Origin of the sequence: Massilia aerilata (assembly GCF_042656905.1) — a bacterium.
Classification (GTDB): Bacteria; Pseudomonadota; Gammaproteobacteria; order Burkholderiales; family Burkholderiaceae_D; genus Telluria; species Telluria aerilata.
The window spans coordinates 591,862-615,865 of record NZ_JBHSMZ010000006.1 but is presented as its reverse complement, the minus strand read 5'-3'; the positions used below and the strand labels follow the sequence as shown (position 1 = coordinate 615,865).

Below are 24,004 nucleotides of genomic sequence, written 5' to 3'. Positions count from 1 at the left end.
GCTAGCCCCCGGTGACCGGCGGGAACAGGGCCAGCTCGATGCCCTCATGCACCGGGCTGGACAGAGCGCACATGCGCTGGTCGACCGCCACCCGGAAGGCACTGGCATCGGCCAGCGCCTCTGCCCAGTTGCCGCCGCGCTGGCGCAAGGCCACGACGACGTCGTCCACGGTCCGGACTGTGCCGGGCGCGGTGAATTGTTCGGAAGAGACGCCCAACGACTCGCGTAGGCCGGCAAAATAGCGCATTCGAAGTTGCATGTTTGAACCGATCGTAAAGAAAGGGCGGCCGCGCCGCCTTACGCCCCGAATTGTATTGCCAGCGGACGAACGGCGCTGTCGGCATCAGGGCGTAGCCGCGCTAGTCATTCCGGGCTATTCCCGAATCGCGGCGACGGCGTCATGCTGCACCCATGCGCTCCGATCTCCTTCATCACTTGGCGGCTCGCCGCCACGTCTCACTGCGAAGGCTGAATGCCCCCGGCCCGGACGATGGCGCCTTGCGGCGCATCCTGGAAGCAGCTGCGCATGCGCCGGACCACGGCCGCTCGCGGCCCTGGCGCTTCATCCTCGTCCCTACGTACCGGCGGGGCGCCCTGGGCGCAGTGTTCGCCGATACGCTCGCGGCGCGGGAACCGGAATGCAGCGAAGAGGCGCGGACAGCGGCCTTCGGCAAGGCCTTCCACGCACCCTGCCTGATCGTGGCAGTGTTCTGCGACGATCCATCCGTTTCCACCGTTCCGCGGGAAGAAAAATTGATTTCTCTCGGATGCGCGATCCAGAACGTGCTGATCGCGGCACAGGCGCAACAGTTTGCGAGCGGACTGGCCAGCGGGGCCGGCCTGCAGACGACGGCCATGCGCGAGCTGCTGGCGCTCGGCCCGCACGAACGGGCGATCTGTTTCATCGGTATCGGCAGCGCGGAAAGGGCGGCGAGGCACTGCGTGCGTCCGGCGCTCGACGAATACTTCTCGACCCTTTGAAGCGTCGCACGCAGGCGCTGGACGGAATCGCGCCCGCCGATAGCGCGCTCGATCCCGTCGAGCAGGCCGTTGCGGTCAAGAGTCTAGCGGTGCTCGGCACTCTCGAATACACAGTAGCGGTTCTTGCCCAGGCCCTTTGCGCGGTACATCGCCTGGTCCGCCTGTCGCATCAGCTGGTCGGCATCGATGTCCTCGTCCAGCGGGTAGAACGAGACGCCGATGCTGCCGGTGACGCAGAGCCGGGTGTTGTCGACGAATACGGGCTCCGCCACGGCAGCGAGCAGGCGCGCGATCAATGGTAGGCATTCGTCGGACTGCCGGACGTCGCCGATGACGACCACGAATTCGTCGCCGCCGAGCCGGCACACGGTGTCGAACTCACGTACGAGCTGCTGCATGCGCCGTCCGACGGCCACCAGCAGGCGGTCGCCGAGTTGGTGTCCGTGTTTGTCGTTGACGGCCTTGAACCCGTCCAGGTCCATGTAGGCGACTGCGACGCGCGTGCCTTCCCGCCTGGCGCGCGCCATGGCCTGCCGAAGGCGGTCGGCGAGCAGGCGCCGGTTCGGCAGGCCGCTGAGCGGGTCGTAATGCGCGATCTGGTCGAGGTGCTGGGCCTGGATCTTCTGAATCGTGACGTCGCTGAAGATACCGACGTAGTGCGAAGGCTTGCCCCACTGTCGCGGATGGTGGTGATGGTCAGGCGTTCGACATAGATTTCGCCGGTCTTGCGGCGGTTCCAGATCTCGCCTTGCCAGTAGTCGTGGGCTTGCAGGCTTTGCCACATGTCAGCATAAAAGGCGGCGTCCTGCCTCCCCTAACTGAGCAGCTTCGGACTGCGTCCCAAAATTTCATCGCGGGGGTAGCCGGTAATGGTCTCGAATGCCGAGTTGACATCGACGATCAGACCGGCACTGGACGTGATCATGATTCCTTCGCCGGCGTGCATGAAGACATTCGCCGCGAGCTGTAGCTTGTCGTCCGCAGCCTTACGCTTGGTGACGTCGGCCAGTGTGCCGGCAACGCCCGTCAGTTGGCCATCTTCGTCCAGCGCCGGCCGTGCGAACGCCTCGACCCAGCGAATACTACCGTCGTGTTGCAGGTAGCGCACCTCCTTGCGGCACTCGTCCGCGTCGCCGGCGATAAGAGACTGGAACAGCGCCTGGCACTGTTGCCGGTCGTCGGGATGGACGTAGTCGAAGGAGCGCTTGCCGAGCGTGTCGGCGAGGTCGAAGCCGGTCATCTCGCGCCAGGCCTGGTTGAGGAACATCCAGCACCCGGACGAGTCGGTCTGGAACACCACTTCCATGAGGTTGTCCAGGACCGACTCCGCCAGCGCCATGCGCTTGCGCCGATAAACCGGAGAAACGTGGCACGCACCCGTCATGCGGCTCCGTGGCCCGGGTAGCCGACCGACTGCACCAGGAGGAGGTATTCGTCCTGCGGCATGCCGACCGTGGCGGCGAGCAGGTTTCGCTCCAGCCAGCCCCTGGCCGACGTGGACAGTCCTTCGGCGGCGCAGAACTGCGCCACCTCCTCGCACAGTGCGGCCGTGTTCAGCGCCGACAGTACCGCATTGTCCTCCTCGCGCCGACGCTCGGCGCAGCCGGTGCGGCCGACGTAGAGCAGGTTCAGCGGCGCAGGCGGGAGGCGGTCCAGCAGGGAAAGCTGGGGCCGGATATCCTCGGACGACATCATGTACAACAGGCGCGTGTAGCGGTCGTAGCGATAAACGCCCGAATCGAGGGCGACGTAGACGCCGACACCTTCGCTGTCGCCGGAGCGCAGCGGCGGCCGTTCGAGCTGCGCGCCGCCGACTGCCCCGTGCAGAAGCCGGGCGATGTCGCCGATCGGCAGCGCGGCAGGGGCGATGCGGCGTGTCGCGGGAAACCGGCGCAGCAAGTCGACCAGCACCTTGGCTGCCAGCAGCTTCCTGTTGCGCAGCCCGAGCGGGTCCTCGACGGTGCCAGATGAACGGAGCGGTCCCATGGTCTTACTGTACCAGCGGCGACTGGCTGCCCTCCAGCGTGATGCCTTCGATGCGCGCGCGCCCGACCAGGATCTGCAGGTACTGGTGGACGCCGCGCTGCCAGGCGGCGGTGCCGAGATAGTCGGCGATCTGCGACCTGACGGCATCGAAAGGAAGCACCACCCCATCGATGCGGCGCACCACTTCCAGGATGTGCAGCCCGAAGCGGGTTTCCACCAGGTTGCCGGCCAGCTCGCCGGCGCCGAGGCGGAAAAGCACGTCGTCGAATTCCGGCACGCATGCGCCGCGGGCCAACTGGCCCAGGCTCCCGCCTACCGCGCCGGACGAACAGTTCGAGTACTGCGCGGCCAGCTCGCCGAAACGCGCCGGCTCGGCCTTAATGGCTTCCAGGATGGCTTCGGCGGTCCCGCGCACCAGCTCGAGCGGCACGCTGGGCGTGACCTGGAACAGGATGTGGCGCGCTTCGACCAGCTCGCCGCGGGTGAACTGGCGCGGGTGGTTACGGTAGTAGGTCTCGCAGGCTGCGAGGTCTGCTTCCGGCACCCGCACTTCGCGTGCGAGCAGTGCTTCGATGCGCGCATCGTCGTCGCTGCCTTCGATGCCCAGCCGGCCGACTTCCTGCAGCAGCACGGTGCGCAGCACGACTTCGTGCACCGACTGCTTGAGTGGATTGGCGGCCTGCTGGTGATGCGGCAGTTCCTGTTCGATCAGTGCGTCGTCGATATCGATGCCGTTGACGGTGATTCCCATGATGTGCTCCTTGGTCGTGGTCGGGTTTCAGCGGGGACGGACCAGCTGGAAGGCGCGGCCGAGGTAGGTGACGGCGCCGAAGCCGCTCCAGACGTGGACCAGGCGGGTGAACGGAAAGATGACGAACAGCGACATGCCCATGAACAGGTGCAGCCTGAAGACCAGCGGGGCGTCGATAATGAAGCCGGCGGCGTCACCACGGAAGCTCACGATGTGTTGCGCCCAGGTCATCAGGAGCACCATCATATGGCCGTCCATGTGACCGGCGGAGACGAAGATCGACGAGAGTCCGAGCAGCAGGGTGCCGAGGATCCACAGCAGCACCACTTTGTCCTTGATGCTGGTGGCGGCGCGCAGGCGCTCGTTGCCCAGGCGGCGCGCCAGCAGCAGCAGGATGCCGATCAGGCACAGGCTGCCCATGAGGCCGCCGGCGGCCATCGCGAACAGCTGCTTGGCGCCGTGGGTCACGCCCAGCGTATCCCAGACCCACACCGGGGTCAGCAGACCGACGGCGTGGCCACCCAGCAGGCCGATGATACCGATGTGGAACAGGATGCTGCCGAGGCGCAGATTACCGCGGTGCAGCACCTGTGTCGATTCCGAGCGCCAGGTGTATTGCTCGCGGTCGAAGCGGATCAGGCAGCCGAGCAGAAAGACCGCCAGGGCGATATAGGGATAGATCCCGAAGAAGAATTGGTGCACGTAGTTCATGATGGTCTCCTGGTCCGTTCAGGCGCGGGCCGGTTGCGCCGGATGCGTGCCCCGTGGGTAGAAATTGATCGGCTGCGCGCCGTTGGCGGCCTGCTTGAGCAGGGGCTCGACGCCGTCGGCGCCCGGGCCGAAAGTTTCCAGGGCCTCGTCCATGTCCTTGATGGGCGGTTCGCTGAGTTCTTCGGCGGCGACCGGCGAGAGGCTTTCCAAAACGGCGAACACGCAGGCATACACGCTGCCGTTGGCGGCCAGCTTGCGGCCGATATGGGCCAGCACGTGGACCGCGTCGCCCAGCAGGCGGCCGGCCGCGTCCTCATCTTCCAGCTGCGACAGGAATTCGAGGAACAGGGGCACGAAGTCGGGCAGCTCGTCGGGCGTCATCTCCAGGCCGTGCTTCTTGTATTCCTCCATCAGGTCGACCATGGCCTGGCCGCGGTCGCGCGACTCGCCGTGGATGTGCTCGAACAGGTGCAGCGAATGCGTCGGCGTGCGGTCGAAGGTCTGTACGTATTCCTGCTGCAGCGCGATCAGCTCGCTGTCCGCCAGGTTCGCGAACAGCGGCGCCAGGCGCGCCTGGATCGGAGCTTGCGAATCCAGCGCCGTCCGCAGTTCGGGCAGGGCGGCGACCAGTTCGGGCTCGGGGTAGGTCAGCAGCGCGGATAGGATGCGGTAGTGTTGCATGTCGGTTTGCATCTTAGGCTCCTTCCGTTTCTTGCTTCTTGCGCGACTTCGGCATCGAGACGAAGAAGGTCGAACCCTGCTTCTTCTTGCCGAACAGGGAGGCATCGCTGACGCCGTCCGAGCAGCCGTTGCCGAACGAAAAACCGCAGGAGCCTTTCTCGTTGAAGCTGTCCTCGGCCATTTCCTTGTGGCTGCTGGGGATCACGAAGCGGTCTTCGTAATTCGCGATCGCCATGATGTGATACATATCCTCGACCACCGGTTTGGTCATCCCCACCTGGTCGAGAACCTCGAGGTCCTCGACGCCGTCGACCGAATTGCCGCGCATGTAGGCGCGCATCGCCAGCATGCGGTCCAGCGCGTGCACCACCGGTTCTTCCTTGCCCGCGGTGAGCAGGTTAGCAAGGTAGCGCACCGGGATGCGCAGGCTGCTGGTGTCCGGCAGGATGCCGTTCATGCCCATCTTGCCCGATTCGGCCGCGGCCTGGATCGGCGACAGCGGGGGGATGTACCAGACCATCGGCAGCGTGCGATATTCCGGGTGCAGCGGGAAAGCGATCTTCCATTCGACCGCCATCTTGTACACCGGCGAGCGCTTGGCCGATTCCAGCCACGAGTCCGGAATGCCCTGGCGGCGCGCCTCTTCGATCACCTTCGGATCGTGCGGGTCGAGGAAGAGGTCGAGCTGGGCTTCATACAGATCCTGCTCGTTCGGGACCGAGGCAGCGGCTTCGATCTTGTCGGCGTCGTACAGCAGCACGCCGAGGTAGCGGATGCGGCCCACGCAGGTTTCCGAGCACACGGTCGGCTGGCCCGCCTCGATGCGCGGGTAGCAGAAGGTACATTTCTCGGCCTTGCCCGAGGACCAGTTGTAATAGATCTTCTTGTACGGGCAGCCCGAGATGCACATGCGCCAGCCGCGGCACTTGTCCTGGTCGATCAGCACGATGCCGTCGTCTTCGCGCTTGTACACCGAACCGGACGGGCAGGAGGCCACGCAGGCCGGATTCAGGCAGTGCTCGCACAGACGCGGCAAGTACATCATGAAGGTGTTCTCGAAGGTCGAGTACATCTCTTTCTGCACGTTGTCGAACAGCTTGTCCTTGCTGCGTTTGGCGAATTCGCCGCCCAGGTCGTCTTCCCAGTTCGGGCCCCATTCAATCTTGTCCATCTTCTTGCCGGTCAGGATCGAGACTGGCCGTGCGGTCGGCGGGGTTTCCGACAGCGGCGCGTTCTGCAGGCGCTCGTAGTCGTAGGTGAAAGGCTCGTAGTACTCGTCGATGGCCGGCAGGTTCGGGTTGGCGAAGATGTTCGCCAGGATCTTCAGGCGGCTGCCCTGGCGCGGTTCGATCTTGCCGTTGGCGTTACGCTTCCAGCCGCCGTTCCACTTGTCCTGGTTTTCCCATTCCTTCGGGTAGCCGATGCCCGGCTTGGTCTCGACGTTGTTGAACCACGCGTACTCGACGCCGTCGCGGCTGGTCCAGACGTTTTTGCAGGTCACCGAGCAGGTGTGGCAGCCGATGCATTTGTCCAGGTTCAGGACCATGCCGATTTGTGCTCTGATTTTCATGTTGATTCCTCTTTATTCCTCAAGCGGCGGCTTCAAACAGCCTTCGGGGACGGCATCCGTGCCAGCGCGGGTTCGCGCTCTTCCTGTTCGCGGCCGGGCTTGGGTGCGGGCACCGGCTTCGCCGGCGCCGTGCCGCGCGTGATCTCGTCGCTGTTCGGCCGCGATTCGTCGCGCGCACCTTCCATCCAGTCCACCGTGCGCATCTTGCGCACCACCACGAATTCGTCGCGGTTCGAGCCGACCGTGCCGTAGTAGTTGAAGCCGTAGGACAGCTGGGCGTAGCCGCCGATCATGTGAGTCGGCTTGGTCACGGCGCGGGTCACCGAGTTGTGGATGCCGCCGCGCTTCTTCGACATCTCCGCGCCCGGCACGTTGACGATCTTTTCCTGGGCGTGGTACATCAGAGTCATGCCTTCCGGGACGCGCTGGCTGACCACCGCCCGGGCGGTCAGGGTGCCGTTGACGTTGAAAACCTCGATCCAGTCGTTGTCCTCGATGCCGGCGGCCTTGGCGTCGATCTCGGACAGCCACACGTGGGGGCCGCCGCGCGACAGCGTCAGCATGCGCATATTGTCCGAGTAGGTCGAATGGATGCCCCATTTCTGGTGCGGCGTGATGAAGTTCAGCGCCAGCTCCTTGTTGCCGTTCGGGCGGCGATTCATGATCGCCTCCGTGGTCTTGGTGTTGATCGCCGCTTTGTACACGCACAGCCCTTCGCCGAAATCGCGCATCCACAGGTGGTCCTGGTAGAACTGCTGGCGGCCGGTCAGGGTGCGGAAGGGAATCAGTTCGTGCACATTGGTGTAGCAGGCGTTGTAGCTGACTTCCTCGCTTTCAAGGCCCGACCAGGTCGGCGAGGAGATGATCTTGCGCGGCTGGGCCTGCACGTCACGGAAGCGGATGCTGTCGTGCTCGCGCGGGATCGCCAGGTGGGTGTGGTCGCGGCCGGTGATCTTCGACAGCGCATCCCAGGCTTTCACCGCCACGTGGCCGTTGGTTTCAGGCGCCAGCGTCAGGATCATCTCGGCGGCGTCGATCGCGGTGTCCAGGCGCGGCTGGCCCTGGGACACGCCTTCCTCGAGCACGGTGCGGTTAATGCCGCGCAGGATATCGACTTCATGCCCGGTCTTCCAGGAGATGCCCTTGCCGCCGTTGCCGACGTTTTCGAGCAGCGGACCGATCGAGGTGAACTTCTTGTGGATCTGGCTGTAGTCGCGCTCGATCACCGTCATGCTCGGCATGGTCTTGCCGGGCACCGGCTCGCATTCGCCCAAGCGCCAGTCTTTCGGGTCGAAAGGCTGTCCCAGTTCACCCGGGGTATCGTGCAGCAGCGGGCTTAGGACCAGGTCCTTGCGGGTGCCCAGGTGCTGGCCACCGATCTCGGAGAACTTGGCGGCGATGCCCTTGTAGATTTCCCAGTCCGACTTCGATTCCCACAGCGGCTGCACGGCTTCGGACAGCGGGTGGATGAAGGGGTGCATGTCGGAGGTGTTCAGGTCGTCCTTCTCGTACCAGGTCGCGGTCGGCAGCACGATGTCGCCGTACAGGCAGGTGGTCGACATGCGGAAGTCGAGCACCACCAGCAGGTCCAGCTTGCCTTCGGCGGCCGGGCGCACCTTGATGTCGCGCGGCTTGATGCAATCGTCCTCGTCGCTCATCAGGGCGTTCTGGGTGCCGAGCAGGTATTTCAGGAAGTACTCGTGGCCCTTACCCGAGCTGCCAAGGATGTTCGAGCGCCACACGAACATATTGCGCGGGAAGTTGGCGGGATTGTCCGGGTCGTCGCAGGAGAAGTTCAGCTTGCCGGCCTTGATCTGTTCGACGGCGTACTTCGCCGGATCCTGGCCGGCCGCCTCGGCGGCGCGCACCACTTCCAGCGGGTTGGTTTCCAGCTGCGGCGCCGACGGCAGCCAACCCATGCGTTCGGCCTTGGCGTTGTAGTCGATCAGCGCCATCTCTTCAAGCTTGCCGTCGGCGGTCGGGCACAGGATCTCCGAGGTATGCAGCTTCTCGTGGCGCCACTGGCTGGTGTGGGCGTAGAAGAAGGAGGTCGAGTTCATCTGGCGCATCGGACGGTTCCAGTCCTGCGCGAAGGCGAGCGGGGTCCAGCCGGTCTGGGGGCGCAGCTTTTCCTGGCCGACGTAGTGGGCCCACCCGCCGCCGCTCTGGCCGATGCAGCCGCACATCATCAGCATGTTGATGATGCCGCGGTAGGTCATGTCCATGTGGTACCAGTGGTTCAGCGCGGCACCGACGATCACCATCGACTTGCCGCGGGTGCGGTCGGCATTATCGGCGAACTCGCGCGCCACGGTGATCACGTCGGCGGCCTTGACGCCGGTGTGCTTGACCTGCCACGCCGGGGTGTAGGGGACGTCGTCTTCGTAGCTCTTCGCGGCGTTCGGGCAGATGCCGCGGTCGACGCCGTAGTTCGCCATCGACAGGTCGAACACCGTGGTGACCAGCGCGCTCGTGCCGTCGGCCAGTTCGATCTTCTTGACCGGCACGTTACGCAGCAGCAGGTCGCCGGCATCCTTGCCGCCGAAGTAGGGGAAGCCGACCGGCACGACCTGGTCGTGGCCGTCGATCAGCGAGAGTTGCGGATCGATCGGATTACGGCTGCTGCCGTCCTTCTGCTCCAGGTTCCACTTGCCCGACTCGCCCCAGCGGAAGCCGATCGAGCCGCTCGGCGCGACGATCTTGCCGGTACTCTGGTCGATGACCAGGGTCTTCCATTCCGGGTTATTGGTCTCGTCAAGGCTGTTTTCGAGGTGCGAGGCGCGCAGGAAGTAGTCGGGCACCAGGGTGCCGTCGCGTTCCTTGAGCATCACCAGCATCGGGAAGTCGGTGTACTGCTTGGCGTACTCGGTGAAGTAGGCCGATTTTCCGGTGGCGTGGAACTCCTTCATGATCACGTGGCCCATGGCCATCGCCAGCGCGGCGTCGGTGCCCTGCTTGGGGGCGAGCCAGATGTCGCCGAACTTGGCCATCTCGCCGAAGTCGGAGGACACGGCCACCGTCTTGGTGCCCTTGTAGCGCACTTCGGTGTAGAAGTGGGCGTCCGGCGTGCGGGTCATCGGCACGTTCGAGCCCCAGACCATCAGGTAGGTCGAGTTGTACCAGTCGGCCGATTCCGGCACGTCTGTCTGCTCGCCCCAGACCTGCGGGCTGGCCGGCGGCAGGTCGCAGTACCAGTCGTAGAAGCTCATGGCGACGCCGCCGATGAGGCTCAGGTAGCGGGTGCCGGCGGCGTAGCTGACCATCGACATCGCGGGTATCGGCGAGAAGCCAATGATGCGGTCCGGACCGAATTTGCCGATCGTGTAAGCGTTGGCGGCGGCGATGATCTCGTTGACCTCGTCCCACTTGGCGCGCACGAAGCCGCCCTGGCCGCGGATCGCCTTGTAGCTGGCGGCGCGCTGCGGGTCCTGGCTGATGTACTCCCAGGCTGCGACTGGATCACGGGTGACGCGCGCCTCGCGCCACATCTGCATCAGGCGGCCGCGCACCATTGGGTGCTTGACGCGCTGCGCCGAATACACGTACCAGGAGTAGCTGGCGCCGCGCGGGCAGCCACGCGGCTCGTGGTTCGGCAGGTCCGGTCGGGTGCGCGGGTAATCGGTCTGCTGGGTTTCCCAGGTGATCAGGCCGTTCTTGACGTACACCTTCCAGCTGCAGGAGCCAGTGCAGTTGACGCCGTGCGTGGAGCGCACGATCTTGTCGTGTTGCCAGCGCTGGCGATACGCTTTTTCCCAGGTGCGGTCCTCGTTGACCACTTCGCCGTGGCCGTTCGAGAAGGTTTGCTTGGGGCTGCCGAAAAATTTCAGTCGGTCCAGAAAGTGACTCATGATTCCTCCAATTGACTGAGGACAGTCTACGGTTGGGCAGGGGTATTGAATATTCGTAAGAAGGCGGTTGGGTGGCGAATAAGGAACTAGGCCGACTAGTCCTTTCTAACTACGCGCCGCCACTGCGGGCTTGCCCGAGTGACAACGGCCGCCGCAGGTTGCCCTCGCGGCGGCCGTGTGCCAAGGGCGAACGGTTAGACCGTCAGCACGGCATGTCGGCACCCTTGCGGGCGTAGAACCACCAGGTCACGGCGATGCAGCTCACGTAGAAGCCGATGAAGCACCACAGTGCGGCGTCGGCGCTGCCGGTCAGGGCGATCGAAGTGCCGTAGCTCTTCGGGATGAAGAAGGCGCCATAGGCGGCGATTGCCGAGGTGAAGCCCAGCACGGCGGCGGCTTCCTTGTTGGCGTTGACGACGGCCTGAGCCTTCACGGCTTCCGTCTGTTTGCTGGCGGCGCGCTGGTGCAGGGTCATGAAGATGACCGGGATCATGCGGAAGGTCGAGGCGTTGCCGACACCGGTGCAGGCGAACAGCAGAAGGAACATGCCGAAGAAGCCCATGAAGTTGCCCGGGTTACCGTCGTGCGGCAGGAAGTGCAGCACGCCCAGCACGGCAGCGATCATGGCGACGAAGGTCCAGACGGTGACGCGGGCGCCTCCCAGCTTGTCGGCGACATAACCGCCGGCCACGCGCGCCAGGGCGCTTACCAGCGGGCCGACGAAGGCGTACTGCAGCGGATTCACCTGCGGGAAAAGAGTGCTGGTCAGCAGCGGGAATGCTGCCGAATAGCCGATGAAGGAACCGAAGGTCCCGACGTAGAGCCAGCACATCAGCCAGTTATGCTTGCGCTTGAAGATGACAGCCTGCTCGGCGAAGGAGGCCTTGGCCGAGGCCAGGTCGTTCATGCCGAACCAGGCCGCCAGCGTCGAGACCACGATGAAGGGCACCCAGATGAAGCCGGCGTTCTGCAGCCACACCTGCTTGGTCTGGGCCGCCTTGACCCAGGTTTGCGGCTCGCCGCCGAACACGGCCGCGGTGATCACCAGCGGCACCACGAACTGCACGGCCGACACGCCGAGGTTGCCTAGGCCCGCGTTCATGCCGAGGGCGTAGCCCTTCTGCGCCTTCGGGTAGAAGAAGCTGATGTTGGCCATCGAGGAGGCGAAATTGCCGCCTCCGAAGCCGCACAGCAGGGACAGCACCAGCATGGTCGGGTAGCTGGTGTGCGGATCCTGCACGGCGAAACCGATGCCCAGCGCCGGGATCAGCAGCGAGGCGGTGGAGATGGCGGTCCACTTGCGGCCCCCGAAGATCGGCACCATAAAGGAATAGAAGATGCGCAAGGTGGCGCCGGACAGTCCCGGCACCGCCGCCAGCCAGAACAGCTGGTTGGTGCTGTACTTGAAGCCGATGCTCGGCAGGTTGACCACGACCACACTCCATACCATCCAGATCGCGAAGGCCAGCATCAGCGCCGGGATCGATATCCAGAGATTGCGGTTGGCGGTCGGCTTGCCACGGCTTTGCCAGAAACTGGGAACTTCGGGTTCCCAGGTCGATATCATGTATTTGCTCACGATTTCTCCTGTGTGAGGGTTGGTTGTCGTATCCGGTGGATCAGGCGGCCTTGCGCAGGGGCGCGGCCGGGACGGTGTTGCCGGCGCCGGCGGCGGGCGCGCTGCGGCCGGGCTTGAACGAGAAGTGCATCCAAACCAGCGAGACGCAGACAGTGCCGTACAGCAGCATGAAGGAGCTGGAACGGATGCCGGTCAGATCGACGATGGCGCCGAACATGATTGGCAGGATGAAGCCGCCCAGGCCGCCGGCCAGGCCGACCACGCCCGAGACGGCGCCGATGTTGTCGCTGAAGTCATCGGCGATGAAGCGGAACACCGAGGCCTTGCCGATCGCCATGGCGACGCCGACCACGAACAGCAGGGCGGTAAAAGCCACCGGGCCCAGCCCGACGTGCAGGTCCATGGCGCCACCCACGGTCTTGACGCTCATCGTGGTCTGCGGGTAGGACAGGATAAAGAAGCATACCCAGCATACCCACATGACGGCCCAGGTGACCTTGTAGGCGCCATGCTTGTCGGATATCCAGCCGCCGAGGGCTCGCAGCACACCGCCGGGCAGCGAGAAGCAGGCGGCCAGCAGGGCGGCCAGCTTGAGGTCGTAGCCGTACTCGCCGACGTAGTACTTGGTCATCCACAGGGCCAGGGCGACGTAGCCGCCGAACACGACCGAGTAGTACTGGCAGTAGCGCCATACCCGCGGATCCTTCAGTATCCGCATCTGCTGGGCGAAGCTTTCGCCCGAAGGGGCCTTGTGCGACGGGTCGGAATACGAACCGAACCAGAACAGCAGGGCGGTCGCGATCATCACCAGGGCGTACACCTTGGGCAGGGCCTGCCAGCCGGCGGCGGCGATGATGGCTGGGGCAACGAACTTGGTCAGTGCCGAGCCGGAGTTGCCGGCGCCGAACACGCCCATCGCGAAGCCGCGGCGCTCCTTGCCGAACCAGCGCGCGACATACGGTGTGCCGACGGAGAAGGAGCCGCCGGCCAGGCCGACGAACAGCCCCAGCACCAGGAAATGCCAGTATGCGGTGGCGTAGCTGATCAGCCAGATAGGCAGCGCGCAGGCCAGCATCAGCGTGAAGAACACGATGCGTCCGCCAAAGCGGTCGGTCCAGATGCCGAGTGGGACCCGCACCAGCGCGCCGCTCAGGACCGGGGTGGCGACCAGCAGCCCGAACTCGGTCTCGTTCAAGCCCAGTTTGGCCTTGATGGGAATGCCCAGCACCGCGAACATCATCCAGATCGCAAAGCACATCGTGAACGCGAATGTACTGCTGACCAGGACCGCAAGCGGCCTTCTATCGGTGCTCATTTTTTCCTCCTTGGGATGCACTTCTCGATAGATGCAAGCTTACGCATGGGCTGTGCGCCCAACTATTGGCCGGAGGAGTGTTTTCGAGAGGGCAATAGACCTAGGCACGTCCGGCGGATGGGCTAGCGGGGCTAGTCACAAAGGCGTAGGATGGCGGCTCTTTACCTTCGTACGGACCCGACCGCATGCACCATCCCCTGAGCCCGGAACAGCTGAGCAGCATCATCGACATCGCCGAGAACGCCGTGGTCTGCACCGACGAGCAGCATCGCATCATCTTCTTCAACCAAGGTGCGGAGCGGGTATTCGGCTGGAGCGCCGCCGAGGCGATCGGCAAGGATCTGGCGCTGCTGCTGCCGCCGCGTTTCCGACCAGGGCACGACGAGCGCATGGCCTCTTTCGAGCATGGCCAGCGCGCCGCCAGGAGAATGGGCGAGCGCGGCACCATCTTCGCGCTGCGCAAGGACGGCACCGAGTTCCCGGCCGAAGCCACGATCTCGAAGTCGGCGGCCGGCGGCCGGCGCATCCTCACCGCGATCCTGCAGGACATTTCGGAGCGCAAAGCTTATGAGCGCGAACTCGAACTGGCCAAGGAAAAGGCGGAAGCGGCGATGCAGGCCAAGAGCATGTTCCTGGCCAACATGAGCCATGAAATCCGCACGCCGCTGAACGCCGTGATCGGCATGACCAGCCTGCTGCTGCACACCGGCATCGACGACGAGCAGCGCGACTACACGGAAACTATTCGCGCCAGCGGCGAGTCGCTGCTGGCCATCATCAACGACCTGCTCGACTATTCCAAGCTGGAGGTGGGGCGCCTCGATCTCGAACGCCATGCCTTCGAAGTACGGCGCTGCGTCGAGGAGGCGCTCGACCTGCTGGCCACGAACGCCAGCGAAAAGAACCTGGACCTGGCCTACATGATCGAACCGGGCGTGCCCGCCACCATCCTGGCAGACGCCACCAGGCTGCGCCAGGTGCTGGTCAACCTGTTGTCGAATGCGATCAAGTTCACCCACCACGGCGAGGTCGTGGTCACGGTGTCCGCGGAGGCGCAGGAGGGCGGCGGCTGCCGGATGGCCTTCGCGGTGCGGGATACCGGTATCGGTATCCCGCCGCACCGGCAGGAGGACGTTTTCTCGTCCTTCACCCAGGTCGACGCCTCGACCACCCGCAAATATGGCGGCACCGGCCTGGGCCTGACCATCAGCCGGCGCCTGGCCGAGATGATGGGCGGCGGCCTCACGCTGGAGAGCGAGGTCGGGCGCGGCTCGACCTTCACGCTCACGGTGCTGGCCGACGCCTTCGACGAGCAACTGGCCGAGAACGTGCTGCGCGACCGCGCGGCGACGGTACGCGGGCGGCGTATCCTGATCGTCGACGACAACGCCACCAACCGCCGCATCCTGATGAAGCAGGCACTGCTGTGGGGCATGGAACCGCTGGCCGCGGCGTCGGCGGTCGAGGCCATCGACCTGGTGCGCGACGGTCATCCCTTCGATGTCGCCGTGCTCGACATGCAGATGCCCGACATGGACGGCGCCCGTCTCGCGGCCGAGCTGCGCAAGCACCGCGACCGCGAGGCCCTGCCGCTGGTGCTGCTGACCTCGGTGGGCCAGCGCCAGCACAAGGCCGGCGACGCCAGGGAGATGGGCGCCTTCTCGGCCTGGCTGAACAAGCCGATCAAGCCGGCGGCCCTGCTCGAGGCCCTGCAGCAGGTGCTGGGCGAGCGCAAGTCTGCGGCGCCTCGTGCTCTGCCCGCGGCCAGGGAGGCGGCTGTGCCGGCCAGCTCCCTGAGCATCCTCGTCGCGGAAGACAATACGATCAACCAGAAGGTCATTCGGCAGCTGTTGCGCCACCTCGGCTACCGCGCCGATGTGGTAGCCAACGGACTGGAGGCGGTCGATGCGCTCGAGCGCCAGGACTACCAGGTCATCCTGATGGACATGCAGATGCCGGAAATGGACGGGCTTGAAGCCACGCGCCGGCTGCGCCGGCGTTTCCAGGGCGCGAACGCGCCCTGGATCATCGCCATGACCGCGAACGCCATGCCGGGCGACCGCGAACGTTGCCTGGATGCGGGCATGAACGACTATGTGCCGAAGCCGATCGAATTGGATGTGCTGGAAAAGGCACTGGCCGCCGCCACGGCGAACGTGGCTGCGCGCAGGCGCGACGAGGAGTTGCTCGATCCGGCCCGCATCGAGCAACTGCGCGCAATCGACGACGAGGCCTCGCTGCTGGACGAAGTGATCGCGTCCTTCGTCGGCGAAGTGCCGCAGCTGCTGCACAAGCTGGCTCATGCGGTGCGCGAGCAGGACGGCCAGCTGCTGGCCTCGACCGCGCACTACCTGCGCTCGAGCATCGCCTTCGTCGGCGCCAACCGAATGCGGCTGCCATGCACCAATCTGGAGCTGATGGGAAAGGGGCAGACTTTCGACGGCGCCCAGGAGCAGCTGGCGGACTTGACGCGGGCCTACGACGAAACCCAGGCCGCGTTGCTGGGATTGCGATCCGTGTGACTTACCGGTCGGAACCGCCGGTCAGACCCTGCTCGACGGCAAACACGGCGGCCTGGACGCGGCTGGACAGGCCCAGCTTCTTGAGGATGTTCTGGACGTGGATCTTGACCGTGCTCTCGGCCAGGTCGAGCACGCGGGCAATCAGCTTGTTGCTTTCGCCCCGCGCCAGGCAGGCCAGGATCTCGCGCTCGCGCGGGGTAAGCTTGTCGAGTTCGGAAGGCGGGGCAGGCGCCTTGGGTTCACGCTGCTTCTGCAGCTCGGCGACCAGCTTGGCGGTCATCGATTCCGCCAGCACCGATTCGCCGGCGGCGGCGCGCTCTATTGCGCGGACCAGGTAGTCGGCGTCGATGTTCTTGATCAGGTAGCCGCGTGCGCCGGCCTGCAGGGCGCTGGCGAGGTCTTCGCCTTCCTCGGACACGGTCAGCATGATGATCGCGGCCTCCGGCCAGCCCTGCAGGATCAGCTGTAGTGTTTCAACGCCCGTCATGCCGGGCATGTGGAGGTCGAGCAGGATGACGTCCGGTTTCAGCTGCATGGCCCGCTTGACCCCGTCCACGCCGTCCGAGGCTTCGCCGACCACGGTGAAACGTGGGTTGCGCTGCAGCAACGATCGTACGCCGCTGCGGAACAGCGTGTGGTCGTCGACCAGCAGGACACTGATCGTGTCGGTTGAGGCGTCCATGTGTTACTCCATTCATGCTCAGGCCGCTCGCCGCTGCTCCCTCGCAACATGCAGGCGGATGGTGGTGCCGGCGCCAAGCCGCGATTCGATGCCCAGCTCGGCCTTGATATGCTCGGCCCGTTCTTGCATGATGTGCAAGCCAACCCGGCGGTCACCGTCATCGGACTCGGCGCTGGAATCGAAGCCGACGCCATTATCGCTGATCGATAAGGAAAAGTCTTGTCCGTCGACCACGCGTACGCTGACATGGTCGGCCTGCGCGTGCTTGCGGATATTGGAGAGCGCTTCCTGGACAATGAACAGGATCTGCAACTGCTCCTCGCGAGAAAACGGCAGGCTGCCCGCGCCCTCGGCGGAAAAACCGGCGTCGATGCCGGTCTGGTCGCGGAACTTGCGCACCGCCTTCCGCAGCGCGCTATTGAGATCGTCCTCTTCCAGGCGGCTGCGGAAATTCTGCAGCAGTTCGCGCACATCCTCGTAACTTTCCTTGACGCCGGCGCGCAGGGCGGGGACGATCTCCGCCGCTTCCTGCTGCTGGCCGTGGCGCAGCGAGTCGTCCAGCATCTGCACCTGCAGGTTGAGGAAGTTCAGGCCCTGGGCAATGCTGTCGTGCAGGCCGCGGGCGACCATGTTCCGCTCTTCCGAGATGGCCATTTCGCGTTCGCGGGCCGCCAGGCGCAGGTTTTCGATCGCCGTGCCGAGCAGGCGGCCGAGGGTGTCGAGCAGCGCCTGTTCCTGGTCGCGGAAGCGCCGCTCGCTTCGGAAGTGCAGGGTGAATACGCCCAGGTGCTGGTCCTGGTCGAAGATCTGGAACGCCGACACGGTGCCGAAGCCGCTGCGAGCGCAGGGCGTACGGGCTGCATCCGGCATCGCATGCAGCCAATGCACCACCGGCTGCTGCTCGAGCGCTGCCTCGCCGCAAAGGCAATCGCCGAGGGGCATACAGCGCTCGGCCTCGACCATCTCTTCGGGCAGGCCTTGCTGGGCCACCAGATGGACTTTCTCGTTGCCGGCTTCGACCAGACGCACCGAGCCGCCGTCTGCCCCGAAGTATTGCAGTATCCGTTCGAGAAACCCCTCGCACATCGGTTCCAGCGTCTGACGCGCCTGCAGGAAGGCGGCGCTGTCGTAGAGCAGCGCCAGTTCGCGGTTCTGATCCTCGAGCGCGGCCGTCTTTTCCCTGACCTTTTCCTCGAGGCTGCCGTAGACGCGCTCGAGGCGGTCGGCCATCTGATTGAAACCGGTGGCGAGCTGCCCGAACTCGTCCTTGCTATCGACTTCGAGGCGCACGCCGAAATCGGCGTCGGCCATGCTGCGCATGCCGGCGTGCAGGCGTTCGACCGGGCGCACGATCAGGCTGAACATCAGATAGACCAGGGCCACGGTGCCGCCAACACCCAGCGCCATCAGCGCCAGCTGCGAGGAACGCAGCCAGAAAGTGCGCACTTCGTTGTCGCTTTCGATCAGGCGCACGATGGTGTCGATCCGGTCGACATAGGGGTCGGCTTCGCTGAGGAAGCGCCGCAGCGTAAGCACGCGCTGCTCGCCGCGCGCGTCGAGTACGCGCAGCGCCAGCGGACGCACGTCGCGCAGCCACTGTTCCGCCAGGGCGGCGAAGCTGTCGCGGATTGTGGCGGTGGGCGGCAGTCCGAGCGGGCGCTGCGGGTCGCCTTGCGCGACCAGCGCCAGCGTGGCGTCGATGGAGGCAACCTGGGCGCGCGCGGCGCTGTCGAAGCCGGCGCCTGGCGTATGCACGTCGCGCCCCAGCAGCATGGCGAGCCGGTATTCCTGCTTGCGCAGGCTACCGGTTTCGTTGATGGCCGCTCCTGCGCCTTCGAGCTGCCACGACAGCCACAAGGTGGCGCCGATTGCCGCCAGTGCCAGCAGCAGGAATCCGACCAGGGCGCCGGCGATGCGGCTCGACAGGCGCAGATGACCCGGAATGGGCGGATAGGCGGCGGCCGCGGCGGGAGCGGCACTCATGCGGCGGCGTCCAGCGGCTGCACCAGGTTCAGGAACTCCTGCTTGCGGGGCGAGTAGGCAAGCAGGGAACCGCTTTCGATGTCGAAGTACCACCCGTGCAAGGCCAGCTTGCCATCCTCCACACGGCGACGGATCCACGGGTAGCTCATCAGGTTGTCCAGCGAATGCAGGATGCTGGCCTGTTCGGCGGCGCGGCAGCGGCCTTCCTCGTGCTTGTCCGGCAGGGCGCGCAGCACCTGTTCGCGCACCGGTTCGGCAACCTGCATCCAGCGCGCGACGAAATCGGTTTCCTCGGTCACGCGGCCGCCCTGCATCAGGGCGCGGATGCCGCCGCAACGGGCATGACCCAGCACCACGATACGCGCCACTTCCAGGGCGCAGACCGCGAACTCGATGGCCGAGGTTACCCCCGGCGACGCGTCCGGGGTGCATGGCGGCACCAGGTTGGCGATGTTACGGACCACGAAGATGTCGCCCGGATCGCAGCCCGTCAGCAGGGCCGGATCGACGCGCGAGTCGCAGCAGCCGATCACCAGTGTGGCAGGGTGCTGGCCGCTGCGCAGGCTGTCGCGCGCCGAGGGCTCGCTCAGGTATTGCTGTTGGAAGCGGCCGAAGCCGCGGATGAAGCGTTCGATGTCCTGCACGTCAGCCTCCGGTCTGGGCCATGAAGCGCACGATCTTTTCGGGCCGCGCCGTGAAATCGTGCTGTTGGGGCTTGAGCTCGATCGCCGCGCGGATCGCCGCTTCGAGCTCGGCGTCGCTGGCGCCGCCGCGCAGCAGCGGGCGGAACTCGAACTTCTCTTCCTGGCCGAGGCACAGGTAGAGGGTGCCGTCCACCGACAGGCGCACCCGGTTGCAGGTGGCGCAGAAGTGCTGCGACATGGGGGTGATGAAGCCGATGCTGCTCCTGCCGTCGCGCGTGGCCAGGTAGCGCGCCGGGCCGCCTCCCAGTTCGAGCGCCTGCGGCACGAGATCGAACCTTTTCGTCAGCCTCGCCTGCACTTCGCGCAGGTCGAGGTAGGCGGTGTTCCGTCCGGTCTCACCCATCGGCATCACCTCGATCAGGCGCAGCACGAAAGCGTTCTCGATGCAGAACTCGGCCATGCGCTCGATTTCGCCGTCGTTCACGCCGCGCATGGCGACCATGTTGATCTTGATCGGATCGAAACCGGCTTCCTTGCCCGCCATGATGCCGGCCATGATCTGCTGGTAGCTGTCGCGGCCCGTGATGCTTTGCATGCAGGCGCGATCCAGGGTGTCGAGGCTGACGTTGATGCGGCCGAGGCCGGCACGCCGCAGCGCCTCCGCGTGGCGCCCCAGCTGGGTGGCGTTGGTCGACATCGAGAGGTCGGCGATGCCGTCGATCGCGGCCAGGCGCCCGGCAAGCGTGGTGACGTTGCGGCGCAATAGCGGCTCGCCGCCAGTCAGGCGCACCCGTCGGGTGCCCAGGCGGGCGAAGGCCCGCACCAGGCGCTCGATCTCGTCGAAGCGCAGCCAGTGTTCGGGTTCCTCGAATCCCTTAAAGCCGGTCGGAATGCAATACGTGCAGCGCAGGTCGCAGCGGTCGGTCACGGACAGGCGCAGATATTCGATCGTTCGGCCAAAGCGGTCGCGCAGCATGCGGTGCTCCAAATGAGGGTGAGAACAGCTGGCATTCTACGGAAGCATCGGTTGCATGAGAGTCGGCAGGAGGGACGACACAGGCTAGTCACTTCGGCGTATTCCCGAGGTGCGACGGGCATCGGCAAAGCTAGTTTTCGTAAGGCAATTGTTGCCGCAATAAGGTCTGATAAAGAATAGGCCAAGGCGAAGGCTGCCAGCACGATCGACACCATGACGCGTGCCAACGCGCGCCGGACGCTGGAACTCTTCCTTGCACCGGACGAGGCATACCGGAACAATATCCACGACAAGATCGCCAGCAACAAGGCAGAGATCGGCAAGGAGGGCGAAGCACGTGCCCTGGTGCTGGCGGAAACCTTGCCGCGCCTGGACCTGCTCCAGGACAGCGTCCGCGCCGTGAACCAGTTGCAGAAGTGCCGCGCCGCCGAAAGCGGCCAAGGAAATCAAGGCATTGATTCTTGACTCGACGCTAAAGATCGCGGACGGCGCTCGGCTGGCCGGGCATGCCGGCGACACCATTGGTCAGGTGCTGGCCGGCGTGCAGCAGGTCGCCGGCATCATGGTCGAGATCACCAGCGCCAGCGCGGAGCAGCGCGCGCCGGCATCGAACAGGTGAACATTGCGGCGAGCCAAATGGACAGCGTTACGCACCAGAATGCCGCCCTGCAGGTTCAGGCCACTACACCGAACGATACGATTCGCATCTTCAAATTGAAGGACACCGGACAGCTGATCCTGGCATGGCAAGAATGGGATTGTCATTGATGCGAGGTGTCCATGCCGACCAGTGCGGTCCCCATGAGCAGCGCGGCGCAACATGCGGCGATCCAGGCCAGCGGCCCGGAAGAAGGGATCAGGCCGAGGTCGCCGGCGTAAAACAGGGCCAGCGTGACCGCCATCGGGATCGCCAGCTGGACCGCGTCACGGGCATGCTTTTGGGCGCGAGCGCCTTTCTGGAGGAATGGCTCAGCTGCCACAGCAGCCTCCACAGCAGCCGCCAGCCGGCGCGCCGCGCATGTCGCCGTAGCCGGCCTGCGCCGCGGCATCCACGATGGCCTGCGGCGAGGTCAGGGTTTCGTCGAAGGCCACCTGGATCTGGCGGCTGCCCGGCGCCATGTCGATGCCTTGTACACCCGGCAGGACGCACAGCGTGCTGGTGATGCGCTCAACGTCCGCGAAGGCGAGAGGAGTCGACAGTTGAAAGCGTTGTTGCATGATATTTCCTTTCTATGGAATCGAGGGGCCGCTCAGCCGCAGGCCCCGATGTAATGGCATTCGGTGCAGCGCGTGCAGCCGTCTACCCTGGTGAGTGCGCGCGCGCCGCATTCGGGGCACTGGCGCTCGAACGGCCGCTGCGCAAGCGCCGTGGCCGCCGCCGGCGGCGGCCGGCGCGCCTGGCCGCCCGCGCGGGCCGCCAGTTCACGGTCCAGCTGCTCGGGCGGCACCTGGTTGCCATGGGCGTCTAGGAAGCCGCGCCCGATCAGCATCCGCTGCAGCATGAAGGCAATCGCGGCGACTTCCGAATCGTGGTAGACCGGCACCTGCACGCCGTCGCCACGGGTCAGGTGGCCGCAGCGCACCGGTCCCTTTTCCCAGACCACTTCGCGCATGTCCGCCAGCGCCTTCGCGATCGAGCTGCCGGCGCGCGCCGCCAGCGACAGCAGGCGCATGGTCGAGGTGATCCACTGGTGGCCTTCGTTGCGCTGGTTGGCCGGCATGAAGAATTCGAAGGGGCGCTCGATCTCGACCGGGCAGCCGTCCAGCACACCCTGCGCGCGGATGAAGCTGACCGTCAGGTAGAGTGCCTTCTTGCCGTCCTGGGTGCTGTACTCGACCTTCGAAGTGACGGATTCGAGCTCGCCGAGCGGGCGGCTGTCGAAGCGCTTGCGCAACGGGTCGACGTCCGTGGCGCGGATAGGTGGCGCTGCCGGTGCCTGCTCCGGTGCGACGCTCAGTACGCTGCCGGTGACGCTGTTCGGACGGTAGGTCGCCAGGCCTTTCAGGCCGGCCCGCCAGGCGTCGAGGTAGAGGTCCCTGAAGTCGTCGTACGGATAGTCGGCGGGTACGTTGACGGTTTTCGAGATCGCCGTGTCGACGTAGGGCTGGACCGCTTCCATCATGCGCAGATGGTCGTGCGCCGACATCTGCAGCGCGGTTACGAACTGCGGCGGCAGCGCCGCCTCGCCGGCGACGTCGTGGCCCAGGTCGCGGTACAGGCGCCATGCATGGTCGGCCACCTCGTACACGCGGGTGCTGTCGTCCGGCATGCGCTTCTTGCGCTGGTAGGTCCAGGAGAATGCCGGTTCGATCCCGTTCGAGGCATTGTCGGCGAAGGCCAGCGAGATGGTGCCGGTCGGGGCGATCGACAGCAGGTGCGAGTTGCGGATGCCGTGCCGGGTAATCGCCTCGCGCAGCTCGTCCGGCAGGCGCTGCACGAACTGGCCGGCCAGGTAGGCTCCGGCGTCGAACAGCGGGAACGCGCCTTTTTCCTGGGCCAGCGCCACCGAAGCGGCGTAGGCGGTATCGCGCAGTTCGCGGGCGATGCGCGCGGCCAGCGCGCGGCCGTCGTCGGCGTCGTAGCGCAGGCCCAGCATCACCAGCGCACTGCCCAGGCCCAGGAAGCCGAGGCCGACGCGGCGCTTGCCCTGGCCTTCGGCGGCCTGCTGCGGCAGCGGCCATTCGGTGGCATCGAGCGCCAGGTCGAGCATGCGCACGCCGATCGCCGCGACTTCACGGAAGGCATCGAAATCGAAGCGCGCATCGGTCGTGAACGGAGCGCGTACGAAGCGGGTCAAGTCGAGCGAGCCGAGGTCGCAGCAGCCGTAGGGCGGCAGCGGCTGTTCGCCGCACGGGTTGGTGGCGGCCAGGCGCTCGCAATAGTGGAGGTTGTTCTCGGCGTTGATGCGGTCGATGAACAGCACGCCCGGCTCGGCGTGGTCGTAGGTCGAATGCATCACCTTGTCCCAGAGGGTGCGCGCCTCCACCCGGCGGTAGACCCACCAGCCGTCCGCGCGCTGATGGGCCCCGGCCGCCACGTCTTCGGGCGCCGGTTCGGCCGGATGCGCGAGTTCGACCTCGGCGTCTTCGACAACTGCTGCCATGAAGGCGTCGGTCACGCCGATCGAGAGGTTGAAATTGCTGAAGGCGCCGCCGTCCTTGGCGGCGATGAAGCGCTCGATGTCGGGATGGTCGATCCTCAGCACGCCCATCTGCGCGCCGCGGCGCGCGCCGGCCGATTCCACCGTTCGGCAGGAAGCGTCGAACACCTCCATATACGAGACCGGGCCGGACGCGCGCGACTGCGTGCCCTTGACCAGGCTGCCGGCCGGCCGGATCGCGCTGAAGTCGTAGCCGACGCCGCCGCCGCGCCGCATGGTCTCGGCGGCCTCGGCCACCGCCGCGTAGATGCCCGGCAGGCCGTCATGGCTGCCGCTGATGGCGTCGCCGACTGGCTGCACGAAGCAGTTCATCAAGGTCGCCTTCATGCCCATGCCGGCGGCGGAGTTGATGCGGCCGGCCGGAACGAAACCGTGGTCCTGGGCCCACAGGAAGCGCTGCTCCATGTCGAGGCGCAGCGGTTCCGCCTCGCAGGCGGCGAGGGCGCGCGCCACGCGCGCGCGCACCTCGGCGATGCTGGTCTCGCCGTCTTTCGCGTACTTCTCGCGCAGGACGTCCACCGACACTTCCTGGGGCGGCATCCGCGTGCTGATTAGTTTTTCGTTCGCGTTCATCGTTCTTGCTGTATGTAAGATCCGAGCGGATCGGTGAGTGT

The 24,004-nt window shown here is 65.6% G+C and carries 22 protein-coding genes; 4 read left to right on the top strand and 18 right to left on the bottom strand.

All coding sequences use genetic code 11. From position 1 onward, the window contains the following. Position 1: 1 nt before the first annotated feature. The gene (locus ACFPO9_RS11880) at positions 2 to 259 is read right to left on the bottom strand and encodes a MoaD/ThiS family protein (protein ID WP_379770910.1); all 258 of its coding nucleotides are present in this window, start codon (positions 257 to 259) and stop codon (positions 2 to 4) included. A gap of 152 nt (positions 260 to 411) precedes the next feature. Between ACFPO9_RS11880 and ACFPO9_RS11875 the strand changes: the two genes are divergently transcribed. Continuing rightward, positions 412 to 981: a nitroreductase family protein gene (locus ACFPO9_RS11875; RefSeq protein WP_379770908.1), complete on the top strand. Its 570-nt coding sequence runs from the start codon at positions 412 to 414 to the stop codon at positions 979 to 981. An 83-nt stretch (positions 982 to 1,064) separates the two neighbouring features. Here the strand turns inward: ACFPO9_RS11875 and ACFPO9_RS11870 are convergent, their stop codons facing one another. From ACFPO9_RS11870 to ACFPO9_RS11825, 10 genes are all read right to left on the bottom strand, one after another. Beyond that, the gene (locus ACFPO9_RS11870) at positions 1,065 to 1,763 is read right to left on the bottom strand and encodes a diguanylate cyclase domain-containing protein (RefSeq protein WP_379770906.1); all 699 of its coding nucleotides are present in this window, start codon (positions 1,761 to 1,763) and stop codon (positions 1,065 to 1,067) included. A 32-nt stretch (positions 1,764 to 1,795) separates the two neighbouring features. Further along, positions 1,796 to 2,365, bottom strand: coding sequence for a PAS domain-containing protein (locus tag ACFPO9_RS11865; RefSeq protein WP_379770903.1), 570 nt, complete (start codon positions 2,363 to 2,365; stop codon positions 1,796 to 1,798). Then, a complete protein-coding gene (locus tag ACFPO9_RS11860; protein ID WP_379770901.1) occupies positions 2,362 to 2,967 on the bottom strand; it encodes a nitroreductase family protein in 606 nt (201 codons plus the stop codon). The genes ACFPO9_RS11865 and ACFPO9_RS11860 overlap by 4 nt, the downstream gene beginning before the upstream one ends. 4 nt (positions 2,968 to 2,971) lie before the next feature. After that, positions 2,972 to 3,718 (bottom strand): peptidylprolyl isomerase, encoded by a 747-nt coding sequence (locus ACFPO9_RS11855; protein ID WP_379770899.1) that lies wholly within the window; start codon positions 3,716 to 3,718, stop codon positions 2,972 to 2,974. A 27-nt stretch (positions 3,719 to 3,745) separates the two neighbouring features. Then, positions 3,746 to 4,429, bottom strand: a complete 684-nt coding sequence (gene narI / locus ACFPO9_RS11850) for a respiratory nitrate reductase subunit gamma (RefSeq protein WP_379770897.1) — start codon at positions 4,427 to 4,429, stop codon at positions 3,746 to 3,748. Positions 4,430 to 4,447: 18 nt separating this feature from the next. After that, a complete protein-coding gene (gene narJ, locus ACFPO9_RS11845) occupies positions 4,448 to 5,122 on the bottom strand; it encodes a nitrate reductase molybdenum cofactor assembly chaperone (protein ID WP_379770895.1) in 675 nt (224 codons plus the stop codon). A gap of 1 nt (position 5,123) precedes the next feature. Continuing rightward, entirely contained in the window at positions 5,124 to 6,680 is a 1,557-nt protein-coding gene (narH, locus tag ACFPO9_RS11840) for a nitrate reductase subunit beta (RefSeq protein WP_379770893.1), read from the bottom strand. Between the two features lie 32 nt (positions 6,681 to 6,712). After that, the gene (locus tag ACFPO9_RS11835) at positions 6,713 to 10,528 is read right to left on the bottom strand and encodes a nitrate reductase subunit alpha (RefSeq protein ID WP_379770891.1); all 3,816 of its coding nucleotides are present in this window, start codon (positions 10,526 to 10,528) and stop codon (positions 6,713 to 6,715) included. 202 nt (positions 10,529 to 10,730) lie between these two features. Beyond that, on the bottom strand, positions 10,731 to 12,095 hold the full coding sequence (locus ACFPO9_RS11830; protein WP_379771025.1) for a NarK family nitrate/nitrite MFS transporter: 1,365 nt from the start codon (positions 12,093 to 12,095) through the stop codon (positions 10,731 to 10,733). 52 nt (positions 12,096 to 12,147) lie between these two features. Next, the gene (locus ACFPO9_RS11825; protein ID WP_379770888.1) at positions 12,148 to 13,422 is read right to left on the bottom strand and encodes an MFS transporter; all 1,275 of its coding nucleotides are present in this window, start codon (positions 13,420 to 13,422) and stop codon (positions 12,148 to 12,150) included. A gap of 185 nt (positions 13,423 to 13,607) precedes the next feature. Here ACFPO9_RS11825 and ACFPO9_RS11820 point away from each other — a divergent pair, with 185 nt between their 5' ends. Next, positions 13,608 to 15,944: a response regulator gene (locus ACFPO9_RS11820; protein WP_379770886.1), complete on the top strand. Its 2,337-nt coding sequence runs from the start codon at positions 13,608 to 13,610 to the stop codon at positions 15,942 to 15,944. 1 nt (position 15,945) lies between these two features. Here the strand turns inward: ACFPO9_RS11820 and ACFPO9_RS11815 are convergent, their stop codons facing one another. The 4 genes from ACFPO9_RS11815 to moaA are packed head-to-tail and all read right to left on the bottom strand — an operon-like array spanning position 15,946 to position 20,229. Next, positions 15,946 to 16,626, bottom strand: coding sequence for a response regulator (locus tag ACFPO9_RS11815; RefSeq protein ID WP_379770883.1), 681 nt, complete (start codon positions 16,624 to 16,626; stop codon positions 15,946 to 15,948). 18 nt (positions 16,627 to 16,644) lie between these two features. Continuing rightward, positions 16,645 to 18,609, bottom strand: coding sequence for a type IV pili methyl-accepting chemotaxis transducer N-terminal domain-containing protein (locus tag ACFPO9_RS11810; protein ID WP_379770881.1), 1,965 nt, complete (start codon positions 18,607 to 18,609; stop codon positions 16,645 to 16,647). Next, the gene (locus tag ACFPO9_RS11805) at positions 18,606 to 19,253 is read right to left on the bottom strand and encodes a carbonic anhydrase (RefSeq protein ID WP_379770879.1); all 648 of its coding nucleotides are present in this window, start codon (positions 19,251 to 19,253) and stop codon (positions 18,606 to 18,608) included. Before ACFPO9_RS11805 ends, ACFPO9_RS11810 begins: the two co-directional genes overlap by 4 nt. Before the next feature lies 1 nt (position 19,254). Beyond that, positions 19,255 to 20,229 carry a GTP 3',8-cyclase MoaA gene (gene moaA / locus ACFPO9_RS11800; RefSeq protein ID WP_379770876.1) on the bottom strand — a complete coding sequence of 325 codons (975 nt, stop codon included), beginning with the start codon at positions 20,227 to 20,229 and terminating at the stop codon, positions 19,255 to 19,257. A gap of 213 nt (positions 20,230 to 20,442) precedes the next feature. Between moaA and ACFPO9_RS11795 the strand changes: the two genes are divergently transcribed. Together ACFPO9_RS11795 and ACFPO9_RS11790 are read left to right on the top strand one after the other, a co-directional pair. Beyond that, entirely contained in the window at positions 20,443 to 20,694 is a 252-nt protein-coding gene (locus tag ACFPO9_RS11795) for a hypothetical protein (protein ID WP_379770874.1), read from the top strand. Beyond that, complete coding sequence (locus ACFPO9_RS11790; protein ID WP_379770872.1) at positions 20,684 to 20,848, top strand: hypothetical protein; 165 nt, start codon at positions 20,684 to 20,686, stop codon at positions 20,846 to 20,848. Before ACFPO9_RS11795 ends, ACFPO9_RS11790 begins: the two co-directional genes overlap by 11 nt. 142 nt (positions 20,849 to 20,990) lie before the next feature. Here ACFPO9_RS11790 and ACFPO9_RS11785 read toward each other — a convergent pair whose 3' ends face one another. Genes ACFPO9_RS11785 through ACFPO9_RS11775 form a run of 3 tightly spaced genes read right to left on the bottom strand, consistent with a single transcriptional unit; the run spans position 20,991 to position 23,963 of the window. Beyond that, on the bottom strand, positions 20,991 to 21,209 hold the full coding sequence (locus tag ACFPO9_RS11785) for a hypothetical protein (RefSeq protein ID WP_379770871.1): 219 nt from the start codon (positions 21,207 to 21,209) through the stop codon (positions 20,991 to 20,993). Then, entirely contained in the window at positions 21,199 to 21,447 is a 249-nt protein-coding gene (locus tag ACFPO9_RS11780; RefSeq protein WP_379770869.1) for a heavy-metal-associated domain-containing protein, read from the bottom strand. The genes ACFPO9_RS11785 and ACFPO9_RS11780 overlap by 11 nt, the downstream gene beginning before the upstream one ends. Before the next feature lie 32 nt (positions 21,448 to 21,479). Beyond that, on the bottom strand, positions 21,480 to 23,963 hold the full coding sequence (locus ACFPO9_RS11775) for an adenosylcobalamin-dependent ribonucleoside-diphosphate reductase (protein ID WP_379770866.1): 2,484 nt from the start codon (positions 23,961 to 23,963) through the stop codon (positions 21,480 to 21,482). Between the last annotated feature and the right edge of the window lie 41 nt (positions 23,964 to 24,004).